Annotated in this window: 16 protein-coding genes; 8 read left to right on the forward strand and 8 right to left on the reverse strand. The window is 61.1% G+C overall.

The genetic code is table 11. The features are described 5' to 3' along the window. Window positions 1–84: 84 nt before the first annotated feature. On the reverse strand, window positions 85–1,545 hold the full coding sequence (gene mltF / locus QMX91_RS18885) for a membrane-bound lytic murein transglycosylase MltF (protein WP_097086355.1): 1,461 nt from the start codon (window positions 1,543–1,545) through the stop codon (window positions 85–87). A gap of 285 nt (window positions 1,546–1,830) precedes the next feature. On the opposite strand from mltF, the gene purL reads away from it, so the two are divergent. The 5 genes from purL (at window position 1,831) to QMX91_RS18910 (ending at window position 8,750) form a co-directional block, all read left to right on the forward strand. After that, window positions 1,831–5,727, forward strand: coding sequence for a phosphoribosylformylglycinamidine synthase (purL, locus tag QMX91_RS18890; protein ID WP_135295015.1), 3,897 nt, complete (start codon window positions 1,831–1,833; stop codon window positions 5,725–5,727). A gap of 5 nt (window positions 5,728–5,732) precedes the next feature. Next, complete coding sequence (locus tag QMX91_RS18895) at window positions 5,733–6,044, forward strand: YqfO family protein (RefSeq protein ID WP_223008427.1); 312 nt, start codon at window positions 5,733–5,735, stop codon at window positions 6,042–6,044. 1,001 nt (window positions 6,045–7,045) lie between these two features. Continuing rightward, window positions 7,046–7,408, forward strand: coding sequence for a DUF6124 family protein (locus QMX91_RS18900; RefSeq protein ID WP_282413179.1), 363 nt, complete (start codon window positions 7,046–7,048; stop codon window positions 7,406–7,408). Between the two features lie 273 nt (window positions 7,409–7,681). Continuing rightward, window positions 7,682–8,320: a DUF6036 family nucleotidyltransferase gene (locus QMX91_RS18905; RefSeq protein WP_185022082.1), complete on the forward strand. Its 639-nt coding sequence runs from the start codon at window positions 7,682–7,684 to the stop codon at window positions 8,318–8,320. Continuing rightward, window positions 8,304–8,750: a hypothetical protein gene (locus QMX91_RS18910; RefSeq protein WP_007967820.1), complete on the forward strand. Its 447-nt coding sequence runs from the start codon at window positions 8,304–8,306 to the stop codon at window positions 8,748–8,750. Before QMX91_RS18905 ends, QMX91_RS18910 begins: the two co-directional genes overlap by 17 nt. 54 nt (window positions 8,751–8,804) lie before the next feature. On the opposite strand, the gene nagE is transcribed toward QMX91_RS18910, so the two are convergent. The 7 genes from nagE to QMX91_RS18945 form a co-directional block, all read right to left on the reverse strand. Beyond that, window positions 8,805–10,520 (reverse strand): N-acetylglucosamine-specific PTS transporter subunit IIBC, encoded by a 1,716-nt coding sequence (nagE, locus tag QMX91_RS18915; RefSeq protein ID WP_282413180.1) that lies wholly within the window; start codon window positions 10,518–10,520, stop codon window positions 8,805–8,807. 35 nt (window positions 10,521–10,555) lie between these two features. Further along, window positions 10,556–13,069, reverse strand: coding sequence for a phosphoenolpyruvate--protein phosphotransferase (gene ptsP / locus QMX91_RS18920; protein ID WP_282413181.1), 2,514 nt, complete (start codon window positions 13,067–13,069; stop codon window positions 10,556–10,558). Between the two features lie 34 nt (window positions 13,070–13,103). Further along, a complete protein-coding gene (locus QMX91_RS18925; RefSeq protein ID WP_223008424.1) occupies window positions 13,104–14,126 on the reverse strand; it encodes an SIS domain-containing protein in 1,023 nt (340 codons plus the stop codon). Next, window positions 14,107–15,213 (reverse strand): N-acetylglucosamine-6-phosphate deacetylase, encoded by a 1,107-nt coding sequence (nagA, locus tag QMX91_RS18930; protein WP_134785506.1) that lies wholly within the window; start codon window positions 15,211–15,213, stop codon window positions 14,107–14,109. Before nagA ends, QMX91_RS18925 begins: the two co-directional genes overlap by 20 nt. Window positions 15,214–15,243: 30 nt before the next feature. After that, on the reverse strand, window positions 15,244–15,984 hold the full coding sequence (locus QMX91_RS18935) for a GntR family transcriptional regulator (protein ID WP_161794889.1): 741 nt from the start codon (window positions 15,982–15,984) through the stop codon (window positions 15,244–15,246). Window positions 15,985–16,257: 273 nt separating this feature from the next. Continuing rightward, window positions 16,258–16,773, reverse strand: a complete 516-nt coding sequence (locus tag QMX91_RS18940) for a L,D-transpeptidase family protein (protein WP_027610965.1) — start codon at window positions 16,771–16,773, stop codon at window positions 16,258–16,260. A 49-nt stretch (window positions 16,774–16,822) separates the two neighbouring features. Then, window positions 16,823–17,374, reverse strand: coding sequence for an NUDIX hydrolase (locus QMX91_RS18945; protein ID WP_210558950.1), 552 nt, complete (start codon window positions 17,372–17,374; stop codon window positions 16,823–16,825). A 146-nt stretch (window positions 17,375–17,520) separates the two neighbouring features. On the opposite strand from QMX91_RS18945, the gene QMX91_RS18950 reads away from it, so the two are divergent. Genes QMX91_RS18950 through QMX91_RS18960 form a run of 3 tightly spaced genes read left to right on the forward strand, consistent with a single transcriptional unit; the run spans window position 17,521 to window position 18,904 of the window. Then, window positions 17,521–18,120 carry a CoA pyrophosphatase gene (locus tag QMX91_RS18950; RefSeq protein WP_007967803.1) on the forward strand — a complete coding sequence of 200 codons (600 nt, stop codon included), beginning with the start codon at window positions 17,521–17,523 and terminating at the stop codon, window positions 18,118–18,120. A 47-nt stretch (window positions 18,121–18,167) separates the two neighbouring features. Beyond that, entirely contained in the window at window positions 18,168–18,692 is a 525-nt protein-coding gene (locus tag QMX91_RS18955; RefSeq protein WP_042606912.1) for a gamma carbonic anhydrase family protein, read from the forward strand. Beyond that, window positions 18,689–18,904, forward strand: a complete 216-nt coding sequence (locus QMX91_RS18960; RefSeq protein ID WP_098967375.1) for a DUF1289 domain-containing protein — start codon at window positions 18,689–18,691, stop codon at window positions 18,902–18,904. Before QMX91_RS18955 ends, QMX91_RS18960 begins: the two co-directional genes overlap by 4 nt. Window positions 18,905–18,983 lie beyond the last annotated feature (79 nt).

Genomic DNA, 18,983 nt, shown 5'->3' on the forward strand with positions numbered 1-18,983 from the left:
GGCGGTGTATCAGTCAAAGAATATGTCGACTGACACACCGCCTTCGCGAGCAAGCCCGCTCCCACATTGGATTTATGCTGTTGGTTAGAGCGGGGCAGGCTCTTGAGCCGGTTTTGACTTGTCGATACCGGGCACATGCAGATTGCCCTCGGCCACCTGATCGCCTTCAAGCTGCGGCTGGGTCACCCAGGTCAGGATGTCGTAGTAGCGACGGATGTTCGCCACGAAATGCACCGGCTCGCCGCCCCGGGCGTAGCCGTAGCGGGTCTTGCTGTACCACTGCTTCTGCGACAGGCGCGGCAGCATCTTCTTCACGTCCAGCCACTTGTCCGGGTTCAGGCCTTCGCGGGACGCCAGTTTGCGTGCGTCGTCGAGGTGACCGCTGCCGACGTTATACGCCGCCAGGGCAAACCAGGTGCGGTCCGGCTCCTGAATCGATTCGTCGAGCTGATCCTTCATGTAGGCCAGGTACTTGGCGCCGCCCATGATGCTTTGCTTGGGGTCGAGACGGTTCGACACGCCCATCGCCTGAGCGGTGTTCTGGGTCAGCATCATCAGACCGCGCACGCCGGTTTTCGAAGTGACTGCCGGTTGCCACAGCGATTCCTGATAACCGATGGCCGCCAGCAGGCGCCAGTCGACTTTCTCTTTCTTGGCGTAGGTTTTGAAGTGCTGTTCGTATTTGGGCAGGCGCTGCTGCAAGTGCTGGGCGAAGGTAGTGGCGCCCATGTAGCCGAGGACATCGACATGGCCGTAATAGCGGTCTTTCAGGCGCTGCAGGGTGCCGTTCTTCTGCACCTTGTCGAGGTAGGCGTTGATCTCGTTGAGCAGGCTGTTGTCTTCGCCGGCGGCCACCGCCCAACTCTGGCTGCGCGCATCGCCGAGGTCGAAGGCCACGCGGATGTTGGTGAAGTACACCTGGTTCATCGCCACTTCGTTGGAGTCGACCAGCGTCAGGTCGATCTGGCCTTCATCGACCATGCGCAACAGGTCGACCACTTCAACGGCGTCGGATTCTTCGTATTCGATGCCTGGAAATTTCTTTTTCAGCTCCGCCAGTTGTTCAGCGTGGGTGCTGCCCTTGAGCACCATGATCTTCTTGCCGACCAGATCGCCTGGGTCGGTAGGGCGCGACTGGCCGTTGCGGTAGATGATCTGCGGGGTGACTTCGAGGTAGGAGTGGGAAAAGCGCACCTGCTTCTTGCGATCCTCGCTGCTGACCAGACCTGCCGCCGCCAGCACCGGGCCGTTCGGCTTGCCGATCTGATTGAACAGGTCATCGAGGTTGTCGGCGGTCTCGATCTTCAGTTCAACCCCCAAATCGTCGGCGAAGCGCTTCACCAGCTCGTATTCGAAGCCGGTTTCACCGCTGCGATCCTGAAAGTAGGTGGCGGGGCTGTTACGGGTAATCACCCGCAGCACACCATCCTCCTTTACGCGCTCGAGTGTGTTGGGTTTATCAACACAGCCACCGAGCATCAGGAAGAGTCCGGTTGCGATCAGCCATTTGGCGTACCGCGGACGCAAAGCCGTTGGGAAAAACATCTGCGCAGTATACGCAAACGGCTGCGGGCGCCATATCTCGACAGTGAGCGGCTTGTCTGCTAGAGATCACAAAACCGCACGAAACCCCGCAGGAATGGGGCTGAACGGCATTTTGTGACAGGAAAAATAAGCGCGGCTCGTGCACCCTCGGAATTTGACTTCAAAGGCAGAAACACAGATTGATATCCGAGTGCAACCGTGCGTAGCGTTTCGGGTGATGTTGAGGGCGGTTTAGGCTAGAATGCACGGCCTCAAAGCACACCCCTTCCCGAGGCTGTCCCGAAGATGTTGATCCTGCGCGGCGCTCCTGCCCTTTCTGCCTTTCGCCACAGCAAACTCCTTGAGCAACTGAGCCAGAAGGTTCCAGCTGTCAGTGGCCTGTATGCTGAATTCGCTCACTTCGCCGAAGTCACCGGCGTCCTGACCGGCGACGAACAGCAGGTGCTTGCGCGCCTTCTGAAGTACGGCCCAAGCGTTCCGGTACAAGAGCCGACCGGCCGTCTGTTTCTGGTGTTGCCGCGTTTCGGCACCATCTCGCCATGGTCGAGCAAGGCCAGCGACATCGCTCGCAACTGCGGCCTGAGCAAGATCCAGCGCCTGGAGCGCGGCATCGCGTTCTACGTGGCCGGGCAGTTCAGCGACGCCGAGGCCCAGCAAATCGCCGACGTGCTGCATGACCGCATGACCCAGATCGTTCTGGGCAATCTGGAACAGGCCGCCGGTCTGTTCAGCCACGCCGAGCCGAAGCCGCTGACCGCGATCGACATTCTTGGTGGCGGCCGCGCCGCGCTGGAAAAGGCCAACACCGAGCTGGGCCTGGCCCTGGCCGAAGACGAGATCGATTATCTGGTCAACGCCTTCAACGGTCTCAAGCGTAACCCGCACGACATCGAACTGATGATGTTCGCCCAGGCCAACTCCGAGCACTGCCGCCACAAGATCTTCAACGCCAGTTGGGATATTGACGGCGAGAGCCAGGAAAAAAGCCTGTTCGGCATGATCAAGAACACCTATCAGATGCACAACGAAGGCGTGCTGTCCGCTTATAAGGACAACGCCTCGGTGATCGTCGGCAACGTCGCCGGCCGCTTCTTCCCGGATCCGGAAACCCGCCAGTACGGCGCGGTGCAGGAGCCGGTGCACATTCTGATGAAGGTCGAGACCCACAACCACCCGACCGCGATTGCCCCGTTCCCGGGCGCGTCCACTGGTTCCGGTGGCGAGATCCGCGACGAAGGTGCAACCGGTCGTGGCGCCAAACCGAAGGCTGGTCTGACCGGTTTCACCGTATCCAACCTGCAGATCCCGGGCTTCGAACAGCCGTGGGAAGTGCCGTACGGCAAGCCTGAGCGCATCGTTACTGCGCTGGACATCATGATCGAAGGCCCGCTGGGCGGCGCCGCATTCAACAACGAATTCGGTCGTCCGGCCCTGACCGGCTACTTCCGTACCTTCGAACAGTCGATCACTACTCCGCACGGTGACGAAGTTCGTGGTTACCACAAGCCGATCATGCTCGCGGGTGGCATGGGCAATATCCGTGAAGAACACGTCAAGAAAGGCGAAATCGTCGTTGGCTCCAAGCTGATCGTGCTCGGCGGCCCGGCGATGCTGATCGGTCTGGGCGGCGGCGCCGCGTCCTCGATGGCCACCGGCACCAGCTCGGCGGATCTCGACTTCGCTTCCGTACAGCGTGAAAACCCTGAGATGGAGCGTCGCTGCCAGGAAGTCATCGACCGTTGCTGGCAACTGGGCGACAAGAACCCGATCAGCTTCATCCACGACGTGGGTGCGGGCGGTCTGTCCAACGCCTTCCCGGAACTGGTCAACGACGGCGACCGTGGTGGCCGTTTCGAACTGCGCAACATTCCAAACGACGAGCCGGGCATGGCCCCGCACGAAATCTGGTCCAACGAATCCCAGGAGCGTTACGTTCTGGCGGTCGGCCCGGCCGACTTCGAGCGCTTCAAGGCGATCTGCGAACGTGAGCGCTGCCCGTTCGCCGTGGTCGGCGAAGCCACTGCCGAGCCGCAACTGACCGTGACCGACAGCCACTTCGGCAACAACCCGGTGGACATGCCACTGGAAGTGTTGCTGGGCAAGGCGCCGCGCATGCACCGTTCGGTGGTTCGCGAAGCCGAGCTGGGCGATGACTTCGATCCGTCGAACCTCGACATCAGCGAATCCATCGAGCGCGTCCTGCATCACCCGGCCGTGGCGAGCAAAAGCTTCCTGATCACCATCGGCGACCGCACCATCACCGGCCTCGTGGCCCGTGACCAGATGGTTGGCCCATGGCAGGTTCCGGTGGCCGACGTCGCAGTTACCGCCACCAGCTTCGACGTCTACACCGGTGAAGCGATGGCGATGGGCGAGCGGACTCCGCTGGCGTTGCTGGACGCTCCGGCGTCGGGCCGCATGGCCATCGGCGAAACCCTGACCAACATTGCCGCTTCGCGCATCAACAAGATCTCCGACATCAAACTGTCGGCGAACTGGATGTCCGCTGCCGGCCACCCGGGCGAAGACGCGCGTCTGTACGACACCGTGAAAGCGGTGGGCATGGAACTGTGCCCTGAACTGGGCATCACCATTCCGGTCGGCAAGGACTCGATGTCCATGGCCACCCGCTGGAACGACAACGGCGAAGAAAAAACCGTGACCTCGCCGATGTCGCTGATCGTGACCGGTTTCGCCCCAGTGGCTGACATCCGTCAGACCCTGACCCCGGAACTGCGCATGGACAAGGGCACCACCGACCTGATCCTGATCGACCTCGGTCGCGGTCAGAACCGTATGGGTGCCTCGATCCTTGCTCAGGTGCACGGCAAGCTCGGCAAGCAGGCGCCGGACGTCGATGACGCCGAAGACCTGAAAGCCTTCTTCGCGGTGATCCAGGGCCTCAACGCCGACGGTCACCTGCTGGCTTACCACGACCGTTCCGACGGTGGTCTGCTGACCTCCGTGGTGGAAATGGCGTTCGCCGGCCACTGCGGTCTGAGCCTGAACCTGGACAGCGTTGCCGAAAACTCGGCAGAAATCGCCGCGATCCTGTTCAACGAAGAACTGGGTGCGGTGATCCAGGTTCGTCAGGACGCCACTCCGGACATCCTCGCGCAGTTCAGCGCGGCCGGCCTGGGTGACTGCGTGTCGGTGATCGGTCAGCCGATCAACAATGGCCAGATCAACATCACCTTCAACGGTGACACGGTGTTCGAAGGCCAGCGTCGCCTGCTGCAACGTCAGTGGGCCGAGACCAGCTACCAGATCCAGCGTCTGCGCGACAACGCCGACTGCGCCGAGCAAGAGTTCGACGCGCTGCTGGAAGAAGACAACCCGGGCCTGAGCGTCAAGCTGAGCTTCGATGTCAACCAGGACATCGCCGCGCCTTACATCAAGAAAGGCATCCGCCCACAGGTTGCCGTGCTGCGTGAGCAAGGCGTCAACGGTCAGGTGGAAATGGCCGCTGCCTTCGACCGTGCCGGTTTCAACGCGATCGACGTGCACATGAGCGATATTCTTGCCGGCCGCGTCGACCTGAACGAGTTCAAAGGCCTGGTGGCCTGCGGTGGCTTCTCCTACGGCGACGTACTCGGCGCCGGTGAAGGCTGGGCCAAGTCGGCGCTGTTCAACAGCCGTGCCCGCGATGCGTTCCAGGGCTTCTTCGAGCGTAACGACAGCTTCACCCTCGGCGTGTGCAACGGTTGCCAGATGATGTCCAACCTGCACGAGCTGATCCCGGGCAGCGAGTTCTGGCCGCACTTCGTGCGCAACCGCTCCGAGCAGTTCGAAGCGCGCGTGGCGATGGTGCAGATCCAGGAATCGAACTCGATCTTCCTGCAGGGCATGGCCGGTTCGCGTATGCCGATCGCCATCGCTCACGGTGAAGGCCATGCCGAGTTCTCCAGCGAAGAAGCGCTGCTGGAAGCCGATCTGTCGGGTTGCGTGGCGATGCGTTTCGTCGACAACCACGGCAAGGTCACCGAAGCCTACCCGGCCAACCCGAACGGTTCGCCGCGCGGGATTACCGGTCTCACCAGCCGCGACGGTCGTGTGACGATCATGATGCCGCACCCGGAGCGGGTGTTCCGCGCGGTGCAGAACTCGTGGCGTTCGGAAGACTGGACCGAGGATGCTCCTTGGATGCGCATGTTCCGTAATGCTCGCGTCTGGGTGAACTGAGGCCTGTGTACAAGCTCGGGTTTTTTGTTCCTGACAGTCATGTCGAGGTGGTCAAGGACGCTGTATTCGCTGCCGGTGGTGGGCGGATCGGGGACTATGACCACTGTGCTTGGCAGGTGCTTGGGTCTGGTCAGTTTCGGCCTTTGGACGGCAGTCAGCCGTTCATTGGTGAGGCGGGGCAGGTTGAGCGGGTTGAGGAGTGGAAGGTTGAGCTTGTGGTTTGTGACGCGTTGATTCGTGATGTGGTGGCGGCTTTGAAGTTGAGTCACCCGTACGAGACGCCGGCTTATGAAGTGTGGCGGTTGGAGGATTTCTGATCTTCCTTCCGCTGGAACGGGAAACCTGCAGATGAGTGATTGTCTGCGGGTTTTTTGTTGGCTGCGATTTGCTTTTCTGTAGGAGTGAGCCTGCTCGCGATGGCGCCCTGACAGGCGACCATGTTCTGGCTGACTGTGTGAATATCCGTTTCTGCGGGTGCTGCGGCTGGCGGTTTCGCTCTTACAGCGAGTCACTTTTGACAAACGCCTCAAAAGTAACCAAAAAGTCTTGCTCCTACGTTCGGCCCGCTCGCTGAGGCTCGGGGTCCCTTCGCTCCGGGATTGATCCGGGCGCAGCGCCTCCGGTTTGCTTCGCTGCACCTCCTCTCGCTGTGTTTGGCTTCGCCAAACGGTCGCTGCGCTCCCACCCCCGGATCAATCCCTCCACTCAGCCTTCCGACGTCGCCCGTGGATCAAGATCAAGAGCTGCAGCCGAGCTTGCGCTCATCCTGTTGAGTGGTGAGGAGCACGGGTATTCGGCTTTGGGTTTGCGGTGCTCTCGCCCCTCATCGGAACGCCGCCCGCCCAGCCCTCTCCCGAGGGAGAGGGAGCCGATTTTTGGGCTTTTGAAAGTCTGAGTTCGACTCGGTATCGCATGTCGGCGTAGTTCTCCCAAACACCTCGGTCAGTCCCCTCTCCCTCTGGGAGAGGGTTAGGGTGAGGGTTGGCTTTTGGCTGTTTAAATCTGTGTCAAATAACCAGAACCTTCCCACAAGGTTTTCAGGTTGTCCCTCGGACGCCCGGTCTCTAGGCTTTGCTTGTCGCTGCCAATTCAGCGACCGGGCGTGAGATCCCCGGAATGCTTGCAACTAGCGCCAACACCACGATAATTGGCGCCAGCTCAATCTGCTGCCTGCTTTATGGCGGCTGTGTGCGGGCAGACTTCGGTCTGGCCGGTTGCCTGCTCCGGTGGATCTCACCCTGCACATAGCTGCCACCTCTTTGCCGCGTGAGATCCGGCGAACGATGGCATCTTCACATGCCATAGCAGGAGTTGAATTTTGGACAAACTGATCCCCGACCCACCCCACAAAACCACACCAACACCCGTCGACGCCATCCGCGTCGAAGACCTGACGAAAGACCGTGAAGCCATCAAGCGCGCTGTCGATTTCTACTTCACCCCGCAACCCGCTCAGGCGCATCAGCCCAGCACGATGTTCCTGGTCAACCCCAGCATCGACACCGAAACCCTGCTGGCCCACGCCTACGAATCGTTGGGCTGCGCCAGTGCCATGGCCAGCAACTTCGCCAGCGAACTCAGCGGCCTGCAACGCAGCACCGCACTGGCGATCCAGCAAATCGTCATGCTCGCCGAACTGGCGGTAAACCGCGCGCTGGATCGAGTCGATCCACAAACCTGACGAGCGCCCATCGTTCATCGCCAGCAGGCTGGTTCCCACATTTGAAATGCTTCACTGTGGAAGTGAGCTTGCTCGCGAAAGCATTTTCCTAGCTGTCGGAATACTTCCTGTACCTCATCAATTAGTAGATTTTTCCTACCGGGTTTTCAGGTTGTCCCTCGGAAGCAGCCTCTCTACCTTGGGTTGTCTCTGGCAAACAGCGAACTTGGCAATAGACCGAAAACGGGATGTTGCTCTTTTCACTGAGCCGTCGCTATGACTCTGAGGTTTAAAATGGAATTGCTTCCCGTCGTTACGCCCCGTATCAACACGAACACCGCGTTGGGGCGGGCGCTGGTATCGATGTTCAAGTCAGTCGAGGCGGAACTGATTCAAGAGAACGCTGCGCCGGGGGCGGTCAAGATCATCGTGTTTGGAGGATGCGCGGTTCACCTCTACACCAATCACCGCATATCGTTGGACGTCGACGCGGAAATCTATGAGGCTTGTATTCCGGCAGGATTCGACCTGCGTACGCTGCTTGCCGAGGTGCCGGAGCCGTTTGTCGATGAGCGTTCTGCGCGAAAGATGGAGTTGAACTACGACTTGCAATACAACACTAGCTTTGGCCCGATTCACGAAGATTATTGGTCTCGAAGTATTCCCATGCCAGAGTTTTCGCGGGTGTCCCCTCTCCGTGTACATATTGCTGCACCCGTCGACATAGCCATTACAAAACTGGGCAGGGCTACCGATCACGATATCGCCGACATCAATGCCCTTCTCAGGTTTGGATTCATACTGACCAGCGAGCTCCGGCGTCTGGCATTGCAGGCCATTGATGTATATGTTGGCAACAAAGAGCCACCAACTTCGGTTCTGACTAACATATTGCAAGACTATCTGGAGAAGGGAGATGACGAAGGTGAATGACGCGCACGTCCTCTCATCCGCGTTGGATACTCTCGTCAGGAGCCCGCTCAATCAGGCCGATGACGTCGCGCTGGTGAACGCTGCGAAAGAAGTGTGGTACTCGAATTCTAGTGTTGAAAGCGAGGTTAAGGCGTTTCTGAAAAATCACAGTGACGATATAGAACGCCGTCGCGCGGCTTACCTGTTGGAGCGGTTTACGCGCTTCTCTTGTGTGTCTGATAGTCGCGTGCTGGAAACGCTGCATGCGTTGCAGCTTTTCGCGCACTCGACGCCGAAGCAGGATGTTGCACCTCCAAAGATGGTTTCGTTACGCAATCGCAAGGATCAATTAGCCGTCTCTTGGGGGTTAGCAGAAAGCCTTGGATTGAAGGTTCAAACGCTGATGCCATTCCAGACTCGCCATTACCAGGCAGAACAGCATTTACCCTGAGCTGAACGTGTCAGCGATAAAAAAAACCGGCCTGAGCCGGTTTTTTTGTGTTGATTAAACCTTGACGCTGACCTCACTCCGATTAACCAACGCCTCAATCGCCCCACTCAAACTCGCCGCTTTCTCGCCAATCAACAAATGCCAGACCCCACCTTCCAACGGGCTGACACCCTGGCAACCCAGCTCTTTCAACTGAGCCTCGGACAACGCTTTACCATCGACCAATTGCAGGCGAATACGGGTCAGGGCGATGCAGTCCAGCTGCAGCACATTGTCGCTACCGCCCAACGCAGTCAGCCATTGTTGAGCTTCCGGTGCTGTGACCAATACGGCTTTCGATTCCTCGACCACCACCGCAGGCGCAGCCACCAACGCAAGCCCCAGCGTCGGCATGGCGAGGCGGATTTCGTCGGCGATGCTGTCGGCCAATGGCCCAACCACCACCTGCAAGCTGCCGCCCTTGCCCGGGCGTACCACGGCCATCGCACCCAGTGCCTTCAAATCAGCATCGGAAGCCTTGTTGCGATCAACCATTTCCAGACGCAACCGGGTAGTGCAGGCACCGACGGTGACCAGATTCTCCGCACCACCGAGTGCCTTGATGTAAGCCGCAGCGCGCTCGTTCTCGGTGAGAACAGCCTTGTCAGCCGCCGCAATATCCTCACGCCCCGGCGTTTTCAGATTGAAGCGGCGGATACAGAAATCAAACACCGCGTAATACACCACGGCGTACGCCAGCCCGACCGGGATCACCAGCCAGCCATTGGTCGAGCGCCCCCAACCCAGCACCATGTCGATGAAGCCGCCGGAGAAGGTGAAACCGAGGTGGATGTTCAGCGCATTGGTGATCGCCATCGACAGGCCGGTCAGCAACGCATGCAGCAGATACAGCAGCGGGGCGAGGAACATGAAGGCGAATTCGATTGGCTCGGTCACGCCGGTCAAAAACGAGGTCAGGGCCATCGACAGGAAGATCCCGCCCATGACCTTACGGCGCTCCGGCAACGCATTGCGGTACATCGCCAGGCATGCGGCGGGCAGGCCGAAGATCATCATCGGGAACATGCCGGTCATGAACTGGCCGCCCTTTGGATCGCCAGCGAAGTAGCGTGACAGGTCGCCGGTGACCAGTGCGCCGGTGGTCGGGTCGGTGAAGTTGCCGAATACGAACCACGCCATGTTGTTGAGGATGTGGTGCAGGCCAGTGACGATCAGCAGGCGGTTGAACACGCCGAACACGAAGGCGCCGAAGCTGCCGCTTTCCATCATCAGGCTGCCGAAGCTGTTGATGCCGTGCTGGATCGGCGGCCAGATGTAGCCGAACACCACGCCCAGCGCGACGGCGGCGAAACCGGTGACGATCGGCACGAAGCGCCGGCCGCCGAAGAATGCCAGGTACTCCGGCAGCTTGATGTCCTTGAAGCGGTTGTACAGCGCGCCGGCCATCAGGCCGCTGACAATCCCGGCGAGCATGCCCATGTTGATGCTCGGGTCGAGCACTTTGAGCGTGGAGATCATCACCAGGTAACCGATCACCCCGGCCAGGCCTGCGGTGCCGTTGTTGTCCTTGGCAAACCCGACAGCGATGCCGATGGCGAAGATCATTGCCAGGTTGGCGAAGATCACTTGCCCGGCGTCGTGGATGATCGCGATGTTCAGCAGGTCGGTGTCACCCAGACGCAGCAGCAGGCCGGCAATCGGCAGGATCGCGATTGGCAGCATCAGCGCACGGCCGAGGCGTTGCAGGCCTTCGATGAAGAGTTGGTACATGGTGGTTCTCCCTGCTCTTTATAGAGAGCTTGTTGTTAGTGCAGAGGCCAATGCTGGTGGCAGGCGTGACGTACCGCAACGGCGCTGTTGAGTTTCAACAGGTCGAGGCTGAGGCGTTGGCATTCGGCCTCGTGCAACTGGCGCACGCGATCCTTGATTTCACCGATCTGCACCGGGCTCACCGAAAGCTCGGTTACGCCGAGGCCGATCAACACCGGCGTCGCCAGTGGGTCGGAGGCGAGGGCGCCGCAGACGCCGACCCAGCGTTTGTGCACCGCCGCACCTGCGCAGGTCATGGCGATCAGCCGCAGCAGCGCCGGGTGCAAGGCATCAACCCGGGCGGCGAGGCCGGCGTGGTCGCGGTCCATGGCCAAGGTGTATTGCGACAGGTCGTTGGTGCCGATCGACAGGAAGTCGGCGTGCTCGGCCAGTTGTTCAGCTTGCAGCGCGGCGGCGGGGACTTCGATCATCACGCCGATTTCCGGGCGCTGATTGATGCCCAACTCCAGGCACAGCGCATCGACCCGTTGGCGGATGTGCAGCAGTTCGTCGACTTCGGTGACCATCGGCAACAGGATCCGGCAACGGCGCAGCGGGCTGACTTGCAGCAGTGCGCGCAATTGCTGATCGAGGATTTCCGGACGGGCCTGGGCCAGACGAATGCCACGCAAGCCCAAGACCGGGTTGGCTTCGGCGGGCAGCGGCAGGTAGTCGAGTTGCTTGTCGCCGCCGACATCGATGGTGCGGATGATCACCGAGTGCTCACCCATGGCATCGAGCACGGCTTGATAGGCGGCGCGCTGCTCTTCGACGTCCGGCGCAGTCTGCCGGTCGACGAACAGAAACTCGGTGCGCAGCAGGCCAACGCCATCGGCGCCATTGGCAAAGGCGTCTGCCGCTTCATGGCTGGAGGCGACATTGGCGACCACTTCGATGGTCACGCCATTGCGAGTTTCGGCGGGCAGATGCGCCTTGGCCTGTTGCGCATCGCGGCGTTGCTGACGCTCGATTTGCGCCTGTTGTACTTCGGCCAGGCGTTCGGCGTTCGGCGTCAGTTCGAGGCGACCGCCATCGGCATCCAGCACCACCGACTGACCCTGTGCTTGATCGAGTAAAGCGGCGCCCAGTGCAACCAGGCACGGCAGGCCTTTGCCCCGTGCCAGAATCGCCACGTGCGAAGTCGCGCCGCCCTCGGCCATGCACAACCCGGCGACACCTTGCGCGCTGAGTTGCAGCAGATCCGACGGCGTCAGTTCATGCGCAGCGACGATGGCGCCGGCCGGCACGTCGTAATGCCAGGCTTCGCCGAGCAGCGCGCGCAGCACTCGTTGCTTGAGGTCGCGCAGATCGTTGGCGCGTTCGGCCAGCAGCGCACTGCCGGTGTGTTGCAGCACTTCGCACTGCACGTCGATCGACTGGCTCCAGGCATGAGTCGCCGCCGTGCCTTGGTCGATGGAGTGCTGTGCGGCGTCGAGCAGGGCCGGGTCTTCGAGCAGTGCCAGATGAGCGGCGAAGATCGCTTCTTCGTCGGTGCTCTTGTGCTTTTTCGCTTGGGTGAGGGTCGCGTTGATTTCGCCGCGAACCTGATTCAGCGCGGCTTCAAGTTTCTGCAGTTGCTCAAGCGGAGCATGATTGCCCGCATCTGCCGGCAGGCTGATCGCGTTCAGGCGAAACAGCGGCCCGCCGACCAGTCCCGGCGCGGCGCACACACCCTGCAATACGCCAGCCTCGGCGGGGCGCTTGCGCGGTGCGGCGCTGACCGGTGCAGCGGCGTGGTGGTCTTCGGGCAGGGCAGTCGCCAATGCATTGAGCAAGGCTTGCAGCGCGGCTTCGGCGTCCGGCCCCTGACAGCTGACCTGCACTTCATCCTGCTCGCCGATGGCCAGGCCCATCAGGCCGATCAGGCTGTTGCACGGCGCCGATTTGCCGGCGAAGTGCAGCTGCGACTGGCTCTTGAAACCTTGTGCGGTCTGGCGAATCAGCGCGGCGGGGCGCGCATGCAAGCCGCCGCGATGCGCCACCAGCACCTGACCCTGAACCTCTGGCCCGCCAACCGCTTCGGCAGTCGCCGCAGAGCTGTTGCGTGCAATGATGTGCAGCAGCGGCTCGCCGACCTTCACCGCTCTGAGCGTGATCGGGCGCACCTGGAAATCCTGGCTGTTGGTCAGGATCAACAGGCTGACCAGGCTTTTGCACTGCTGGCCGACCTTGTCCAGGTCGTAGCGCAACAACGGCTGGCCGTTGCTGACCCGCGTGCCTTGCTTGACCAGCATCGAGAAGCCTTCGCCGTTCAGTTCAACGGTGTCCAGGCCCAGATGTAGGAGGATTTCCGCGCCGTTGTCGGCGCGCACGGTTAGGGCGTGGCCGGTACGGGCGACGTGGATGATCTCCCCGGCGCAGGGCGAATACAGGGTGTCGTTCAGCGGGTCGATGGCGATGCCGTCACCCATCGCGCCGCTGGCGAACACCGCGTCCGGGACTTTGGCGAGCGTGAGCACCGGGCCGCTGAGCGGGGCGCTGAGGGTCAGCTCTTTATTGTTGTTGTGCATGGCTCGGTCTCATCAGGTATGCAGTCATTCGGGCTTAGTGCGTACGGGTCACTTTGCTCAGGTGGCGCGGTTGATCCGGGTCCATGCCACGGGCCACGGCGAGACCTGCGGCCATCACGTAGAAGCTCTGGATCGCCAGAATCGGATCGAGGGCCGGGTGTTCGGCGCGGCTCAGGGTCAGGTCGCGTTCGAGGATGTCGTCCGGCGCGGCCAGCAGCACGCGAGCGCCGCGTTGACGCATCTCTGCCGCAAGGCTGATCAGACCGGCCTGTTCGGCACCGCGCGGGGCGAACACCAGCAACGGGTAATGCTCGTCGATCAGCGCCATCGGGCCGTGACGGACTTCGGCGCTGCTGAAGGCTTCGGCCTGGATCGCCGAGGTTTCCTTGAATTTCAGCGCGGCTTCCTGAGCGATGGCGAAACCGGCACCACGGCCAATGACCATCAGCCGTTCGCAATCTCGCAAGGCGTCGATGGCCGCGCTCCAGTCCTGCTGCGCCGCTTCGCGCAGGCCTTCGGGCAGGGCGTTGTGCGCTTCCAGCAGTTCGCTGTCTTCTTTCCAGTGCGCGATCAGGCGGGCGCTGGCGCTGAGGGTGGCGATGAAACTCTTGGTCGCGGCGACGCTGCTTTCGGTGCCGGCGAGCAACGGCAGGCTGAATTCACACGCCGCTTCCAGTGGCGAATCGGCGGCATTGACCATCGATACGCTCAGTGCGCCGCGCTTGCGCAGCAGCCGCAGACTGTTGACCAGATCCGGGCTCTGACCCGATTGCGAGAACGCGAACGCCACCTGACCGCTGACCTTCAGCGGCGCCTGCTGCATGGTCACCACCGACATCGGCAGCGACGCCACCGGTACGCCCAGTTGCTGCATGGTCAGGTAGGCGAAGTAGCTCGCTGCATGGTCGGAACTGCCACGCGCGACGGTCATCGCCACTTGTGGCGGCTGACGGCGCAGGCGCCCGGCGATTTCGATCATCTGCGGGTCGAGCTGTTGCAGTTGGGCTTGCACGGCCTCGAACGAGGACAGCGCCTCTTCAAGCATTTTTGAAGTCAATGTCTTCTCCTTCGACCATGACGGCGGTCAGTGTGAGTGAGCGATCCAGCCGCACGCAGTCGGCCCAGGCACCCGGTTCGAGGCGCCCGCGTTCGTTGATGCCGAGGTAGTCGGCGGGGAATTGCGAAAGACGTTGCGAGGCCTCGGCGATCGGCAATCCGATCTTCACCAGATTGCGCAGGGCCTGATCCATGGTCAGGGTGCTGCCGGCCAGCGTGCCGTCGGGCAGGCGCACGCCGCCCAGGCATTTGGTCACGGTGTGGCTGCCGAGCTTATATTCACCGTCGGGCATGCCGGCGGCCGCGGTCGAATCGGTGACGCAATACAGGCATGGGATCGAACGCAGGGCCACGCGGATCGCACCGGGATGCACGTGCAGCAAGTCCGGGATCAGTTCGGCGAATTTGGCGTGGGCCAGCGCGGCGCCGACGATCCCCGGTTCGCGGTGATGCAGCGGGCTCATGGCGTTGTACAAATGGGTGAAACTGGTCGCGCCAGCCTCCAGAGCGGCGACGCCTTCCTCGTAGCTGCCGAGGGTATGGCCGATCTGCATGCGGATGCCCCGGCTGCTGAGTTCGCGGATCAACCCGTCGTGGCCGGCGATTTCCGGAGCGATGGTGATCACCCGGATCGGCGCCAGCGCGAGGTATTCCTCGACCTCGGCCATCAACGCGGTGTGGGCGAAATTCGGTTGCGCGCCTAGTTTGCCGGGGTTGATGTACGGGCCTTCCAGATGCACACCAAGGACGCGGGCGGCACCTTGCGGACGCTGTTCGCAGAACTCGCCGACCTCTTTCAGCACGCTGGAGATCTCGGCACTCGGTGCGGTCATGGTGGTGGCCAGCAGCGAAGTGGTGCCGAAGCGCACGTGGGTGCGGGTGATGGTCTCGAAGGCACTGGCACCTTCCATGATGTCTTTGCCGCCACCGCCGTGGACGTGCAGGTCGATGAAACCCGGCAGCAGGTAGGGCAGATCATTGTCGGCCGGATCGCAGGGCACGCCTTCGATCGACACGACTTTGCCGTGTTCGTGGATCAGCCGGCCGCGAACCCAGCCGCTGGCGGTGAGGATGTTGTCTTCGGACATTTTGCTTCTCTCGTTTGGCCTGGCTGCTGATCAGCGGCGAAGCTCTGCAACAAAGTCGTAGTAGTCGTTGCGGCAATAGGTGTCGGTGACTTCGATCGGCGTGTTGTCTTCCAGATAGCCGACCCGGGTCATCAGCAGCATGGCGGTGCCGGGGGCGATGCCGACCAGCGCGGCGAACTCGTCCGAGGCGTTGATCGCCTGGATGTGCTGCAGGGCGCGGACGATCGGTTTGCCGATGCCGTCGAGGTATTCGTAGAGTGAATCGCCGACCAGGTGCGGCTTGGGCATGATCGAGGCGGGCAGGGTGCTCATCTCGATGGCCATCACCGTGTCGTCAGCCTTGCGCAGGCGTTTCATGCGCGCGACCTTGTCGTTCGGCGACAGGCTCAGGCGGATCAGTTCTTCGTGAGTCGGCAGGGTGATTTCGCGCTCCAGCCACTGCGAGCTGGGGACGAAACCCTTGAGGCGAAGCATTTCGCTGAAGCCCGAGAGGCGTGACAGCGGTTGTTCCAGACGGGGTGTGATGAACGTGCCGGAACCTTGCAGGCGGCGGATCAGACCTTGATCGAGCAGCACTTCCAGCGCTTTGCGTGCGGTGACCCGGGAGATACCCAGTTGCTCGCTGAGGTTGCGTTCGGACGGCATCGCCTGCTCGGCCTTCCACTGCCCGGAATGGATCGCCGATTCCAGATTGCGCGCCAGCTGCAGGTACAGCGGCGTCGGCTGGGAGTCATCTGGGCGTAGGGCCTGGAGGTCGTTCATGTAGGTCATTTCCGACGCGAGTATAGGATTGTTGTGGCTCGCTTGTGGGGCGGAAATTAATACCACTTGAATACCATGTCAACGCAGGGAATTGGCGTGTAGCCCAATGAAATGGCGGGTTTCGGGGGTTGTGGTTTGAAGTGGTATTAGGGGTTGGCTGTAAAAAGCAAAAGATCGCAGCCTGCGGCAGCTCCTACAGTGGGAAGTGGTATCAACCCTGTAGGAGCTGCCGCAGGCTGCGATCTTTTGATTTATTTTTTTCAGGTGACCAGTGGTCGCTGGTTAAGGACGGATCTCGATCATCGTGCCGTCCGGCACCAGACCCCAGACTTCGCGCATGTCCATGTTGCGCATGGCGATGCAGCCGTCGGTCCAGTCCAGGGTGTGGAACAGGTCTTCCGGGGTTTCTTCCGAATCCGGGGTGCCGTGGATCATGATCATCCCGCCAGGCTCGACGCCTTCGCGGCGGGCGCGGGCCGAATCGCTGATGTTCGGGTAGGAGATGTGCATCGCCAGGTTGAATTTTTCACTGACCTTGCGCCAGTCGATCCAGTAGAAACCTTCGGGCGTGCGTTTGTCGCCTTCAATCAGTTTCGGACCTTTTTTCGCGCCCTTGCCCAGGGAAATGCGATAGGTCTTGATCGGCTTGCCGTCGGCGATCAATTGCAGTTGATGAGCCGATTTGAGCACCAGGATTTTTTCGATCATCGGGGTATTCGACGGCGTCACGGTGGTCACGAATGACGCTTGAGACACGGTGACGAACGACAGGCAAAACAGGGCAAGCAACCAGCGCATTGAAACGATTCCCCAGGGAGTGACGCAGATATTTTATTTATAGAAGCTTTTAGGTGATGGCAGGCTGCGTCAACGGCGGAATCGATTCGGAGCGAACCGGGTAGCTTTCGGCGCGGCGATCAGCGAAGAAGCATTCTAAGGTACGCCCCACGGTGCGGAAAGCCAGCTCGTCCCACGGGATGTCGGCTTCGTCGAATAGTTGTACTTCGAGGCTTTCGGGCCCGGCAGCAAAGTCCAGATCGGCCAGCTCGGCGCGGAAGAACACATGCACCTGACTGATGTGCGGCACGTCGATCAGCGTGTAGATGCTCAGATTACGCACTCGGGCGCAGGCTTCCTCGGCGGTTTCGCGGATCGCGGCTTGCTCGATGGTCTCGCCGTTTTCCATGAAACCGGCGGGCAGCGTCCAGTAGCCGAGACGGGGCTCGATGGCGCGGCGGCAGAGCAACACTTGGCTGCCCCAGGTCGCGACGCAACCGGCGACGATATTGGGGTTTTGATAGTGAATGGTCTGACAGCTGTCACAGACAAATCGCAGCCGCGAATCGCCTTCGGGAATGCGCTGGGTCACCGGGTTGCCGCACTGGCTGCAAAATTTCATGCTGGGGTTCCTGAATGCTGCGCCTATCTTGGCGTGCAGCGGTGCCGGTCGGCAAGTTGTCGTTTCGCGACATGGCCCGGTCAGGGGCTTGGGCGGCTGCCATGATTGGTGCATGATGCAGAGTAAGGCACAGATCGAGAACACTCATGCTGGACGAGCTACTGCATAGGGTAAGCAACCACACACCGCGCACGCTGGAGACCGATAAACGTTTCCCCGAGGCCGCTGTTCTGGTGCCGATCACCCGCAGTGACGAGCCCGAGCTGGTGCTGACCCTGCGCGCCAGCGGCCTCTCGACCCATGGCGGCGAAGTGGCCTTCCCCGGCGGACGCCGTGACCCGGAAGACCCCGATCTGATCTTCACCGCTCTGCGCGAAGCCGAGGAAGAAATCGGCCTGCCACCGGGGCTGGTCGAAGTGATCGGCCCGCTCAGCCCGCTGATCTCCCTGCATGGCATCAAAGTTACGCCGTATGTCGGGGTGATCCCGGACTTCGTCGAATACCAGGCCAACGATGCCGAGATCGCAGCGGTATTCAATGTGCCGCTGGAGTTCTTCCGCAAAGACCCGCGCGAACACACGCACCGTATCGATTACCAGGGCCGCAGTTGGTATGTGCCGAGTTATCGCTACGGCGAATTCAAAATCTGGGGTTTGACCGCTATCATGATCGTCGAACTGATCAATCTGCTCTATGACGAACAGATCAGCCTGCATCATCCGCCCAAAAGCTATATCAACACCTGAAGCCATCGCTCGAATGGCCCGTCATCGTGAGCCCTGAGGAAAACAAGATGAAATACCGCCTGGGCGACGCCCGCGTCGAAACCCATCCACAGAGCTGGGTCGCGCCCAATGCCGTGCTGGTGGGCAAGGTCAGACTGGAAGAGGGCGCCAACGTCTGGTTCAACGCCGTATTGCGCGGCGACAACGAACTGATCCTGATCGGCAAGAACAGCAACGTCCAGGACGGCACGGTGATGCACACCGACATGGGCTATCCGCTGACCATCGGCACCGGCGTGACCATCGGTCACAACGCCATGCTGCATGGTTGCACCGTCGGCGATTACAGCCTGATTGGGATCAACGCGGTGATCCTCAACGGCGCGAAAATCGGCAAGAACTGCATCATCGGCGCCAATTCGCTGATCGGCGAAGGCAAGGAAATTCCCGATGGCTCGCTGGTGATGGGCTCGCCGGGCAAGGTCGTGCGTGAACTCACCGAGCCGCAGAAAAAAATGCTCGAAGCCAGCGCCGCGCACTATGTGCACAACTCGCAGCGCTATGCGCGTGACCTGGTAGAGCAGGAAGAATGAACACGCCTGAAAGACCCGTTGCCTCGCCGTGCGTGAATATCTGCGCACTGGATGAGGACGATATTTGCACCGGCTGCCAGCGCACGGTCGCGGAGATCACACGCTGGGGACGCATGACCAATGACGAGCGGCGGGTGGTGCTGGGGTTGTGTCATGAGCGTGCGAAGGCGAGTGGGTTGGTGTGGATGGTTCCCGGAAAATCAGGCGCCTGACAGGCCGCCTTCGCGAGCAAGCCCGCTCCCACATTGGATTTGTGTTCACCTTCGATCAACTGTGGGAGCGGGCTTGCTC

The sequence above is a fragment of the Pseudomonas sp. PS01299 genome (genome assembly GCF_029960145.1).
Taxonomy (GTDB): domain Bacteria; phylum Pseudomonadota; class Gammaproteobacteria; order Pseudomonadales; family Pseudomonadaceae; genus Aquipseudomonas; species Aquipseudomonas putida_A.

Excerpts from the sequence above, each read along its gene's own strand:
- mltF (WP_097086355.1), bottom strand. The coding sequence starts at position 1,545 with ATGTTTTTCCCAACGGCTTTGCGTCCGCGGTACGCCAAATGGCTGATC.
- purL (WP_135295015.1), top strand. The coding sequence starts at position 1,831 with ATGTTGATCCTGCGCGGCGCTCCTGCCCTTTCTGCCTTTCGCCACAGC.
- QMX91_RS18905 (WP_185022082.1), top strand. The coding sequence starts at position 7,682 with ATGGAATTGCTTCCCGTCGTTACGCCCCGTATCAACACGAACACCGCG.
- QMX91_RS18910 (WP_007967820.1), top strand. The coding sequence starts at position 8,304 with ATGACGAAGGTGAATGACGCGCACGTCCTCTCATCCGCGTTGGATACT.
- nagE (WP_282413180.1), bottom strand. The coding sequence starts at position 10,520 with ATGTACCAACTCTTCATCGAAGGCCTGCAACGCCTCGGCCGTGCGCTG.
- ptsP (WP_282413181.1), bottom strand. The coding sequence starts at position 13,069 with ATGCACAACAACAATAAAGAGCTGACCCTCAGCGCCCCGCTCAGCGGC.
- nagA (WP_134785506.1), bottom strand. The coding sequence starts at position 15,213 with ATGTCCGAAGACAACATCCTCACCGCCAGCGGCTGGGTTCGCGGCCGG.
- QMX91_RS18935 (WP_161794889.1), bottom strand. The coding sequence starts at position 15,984 with ATGACCTACATGAACGACCTCCAGGCCCTACGCCCAGATGACTCCCAG.
- QMX91_RS18940 (WP_027610965.1), bottom strand. The coding sequence starts at position 16,773 with ATGCGCTGGTTGCTTGCCCTGTTTTGCCTGTCGTTCGTCACCGTGTCT.
- QMX91_RS18945 (WP_210558950.1), bottom strand. The coding sequence starts at position 17,374 with ATGAAATTTTGCAGCCAGTGCGGCAACCCGGTGACCCAGCGCATTCCC.
- QMX91_RS18950 (WP_007967803.1), top strand. The coding sequence starts at position 17,521 with ATGCTGGACGAGCTACTGCATAGGGTAAGCAACCACACACCGCGCACG.
- QMX91_RS18955 (WP_042606912.1), top strand. The coding sequence starts at position 18,168 with ATGAAATACCGCCTGGGCGACGCCCGCGTCGAAACCCATCCACAGAGC.
- QMX91_RS18960 (WP_098967375.1), top strand. The coding sequence starts at position 18,689 with ATGAACACGCCTGAAAGACCCGTTGCCTCGCCGTGCGTGAATATCTGC.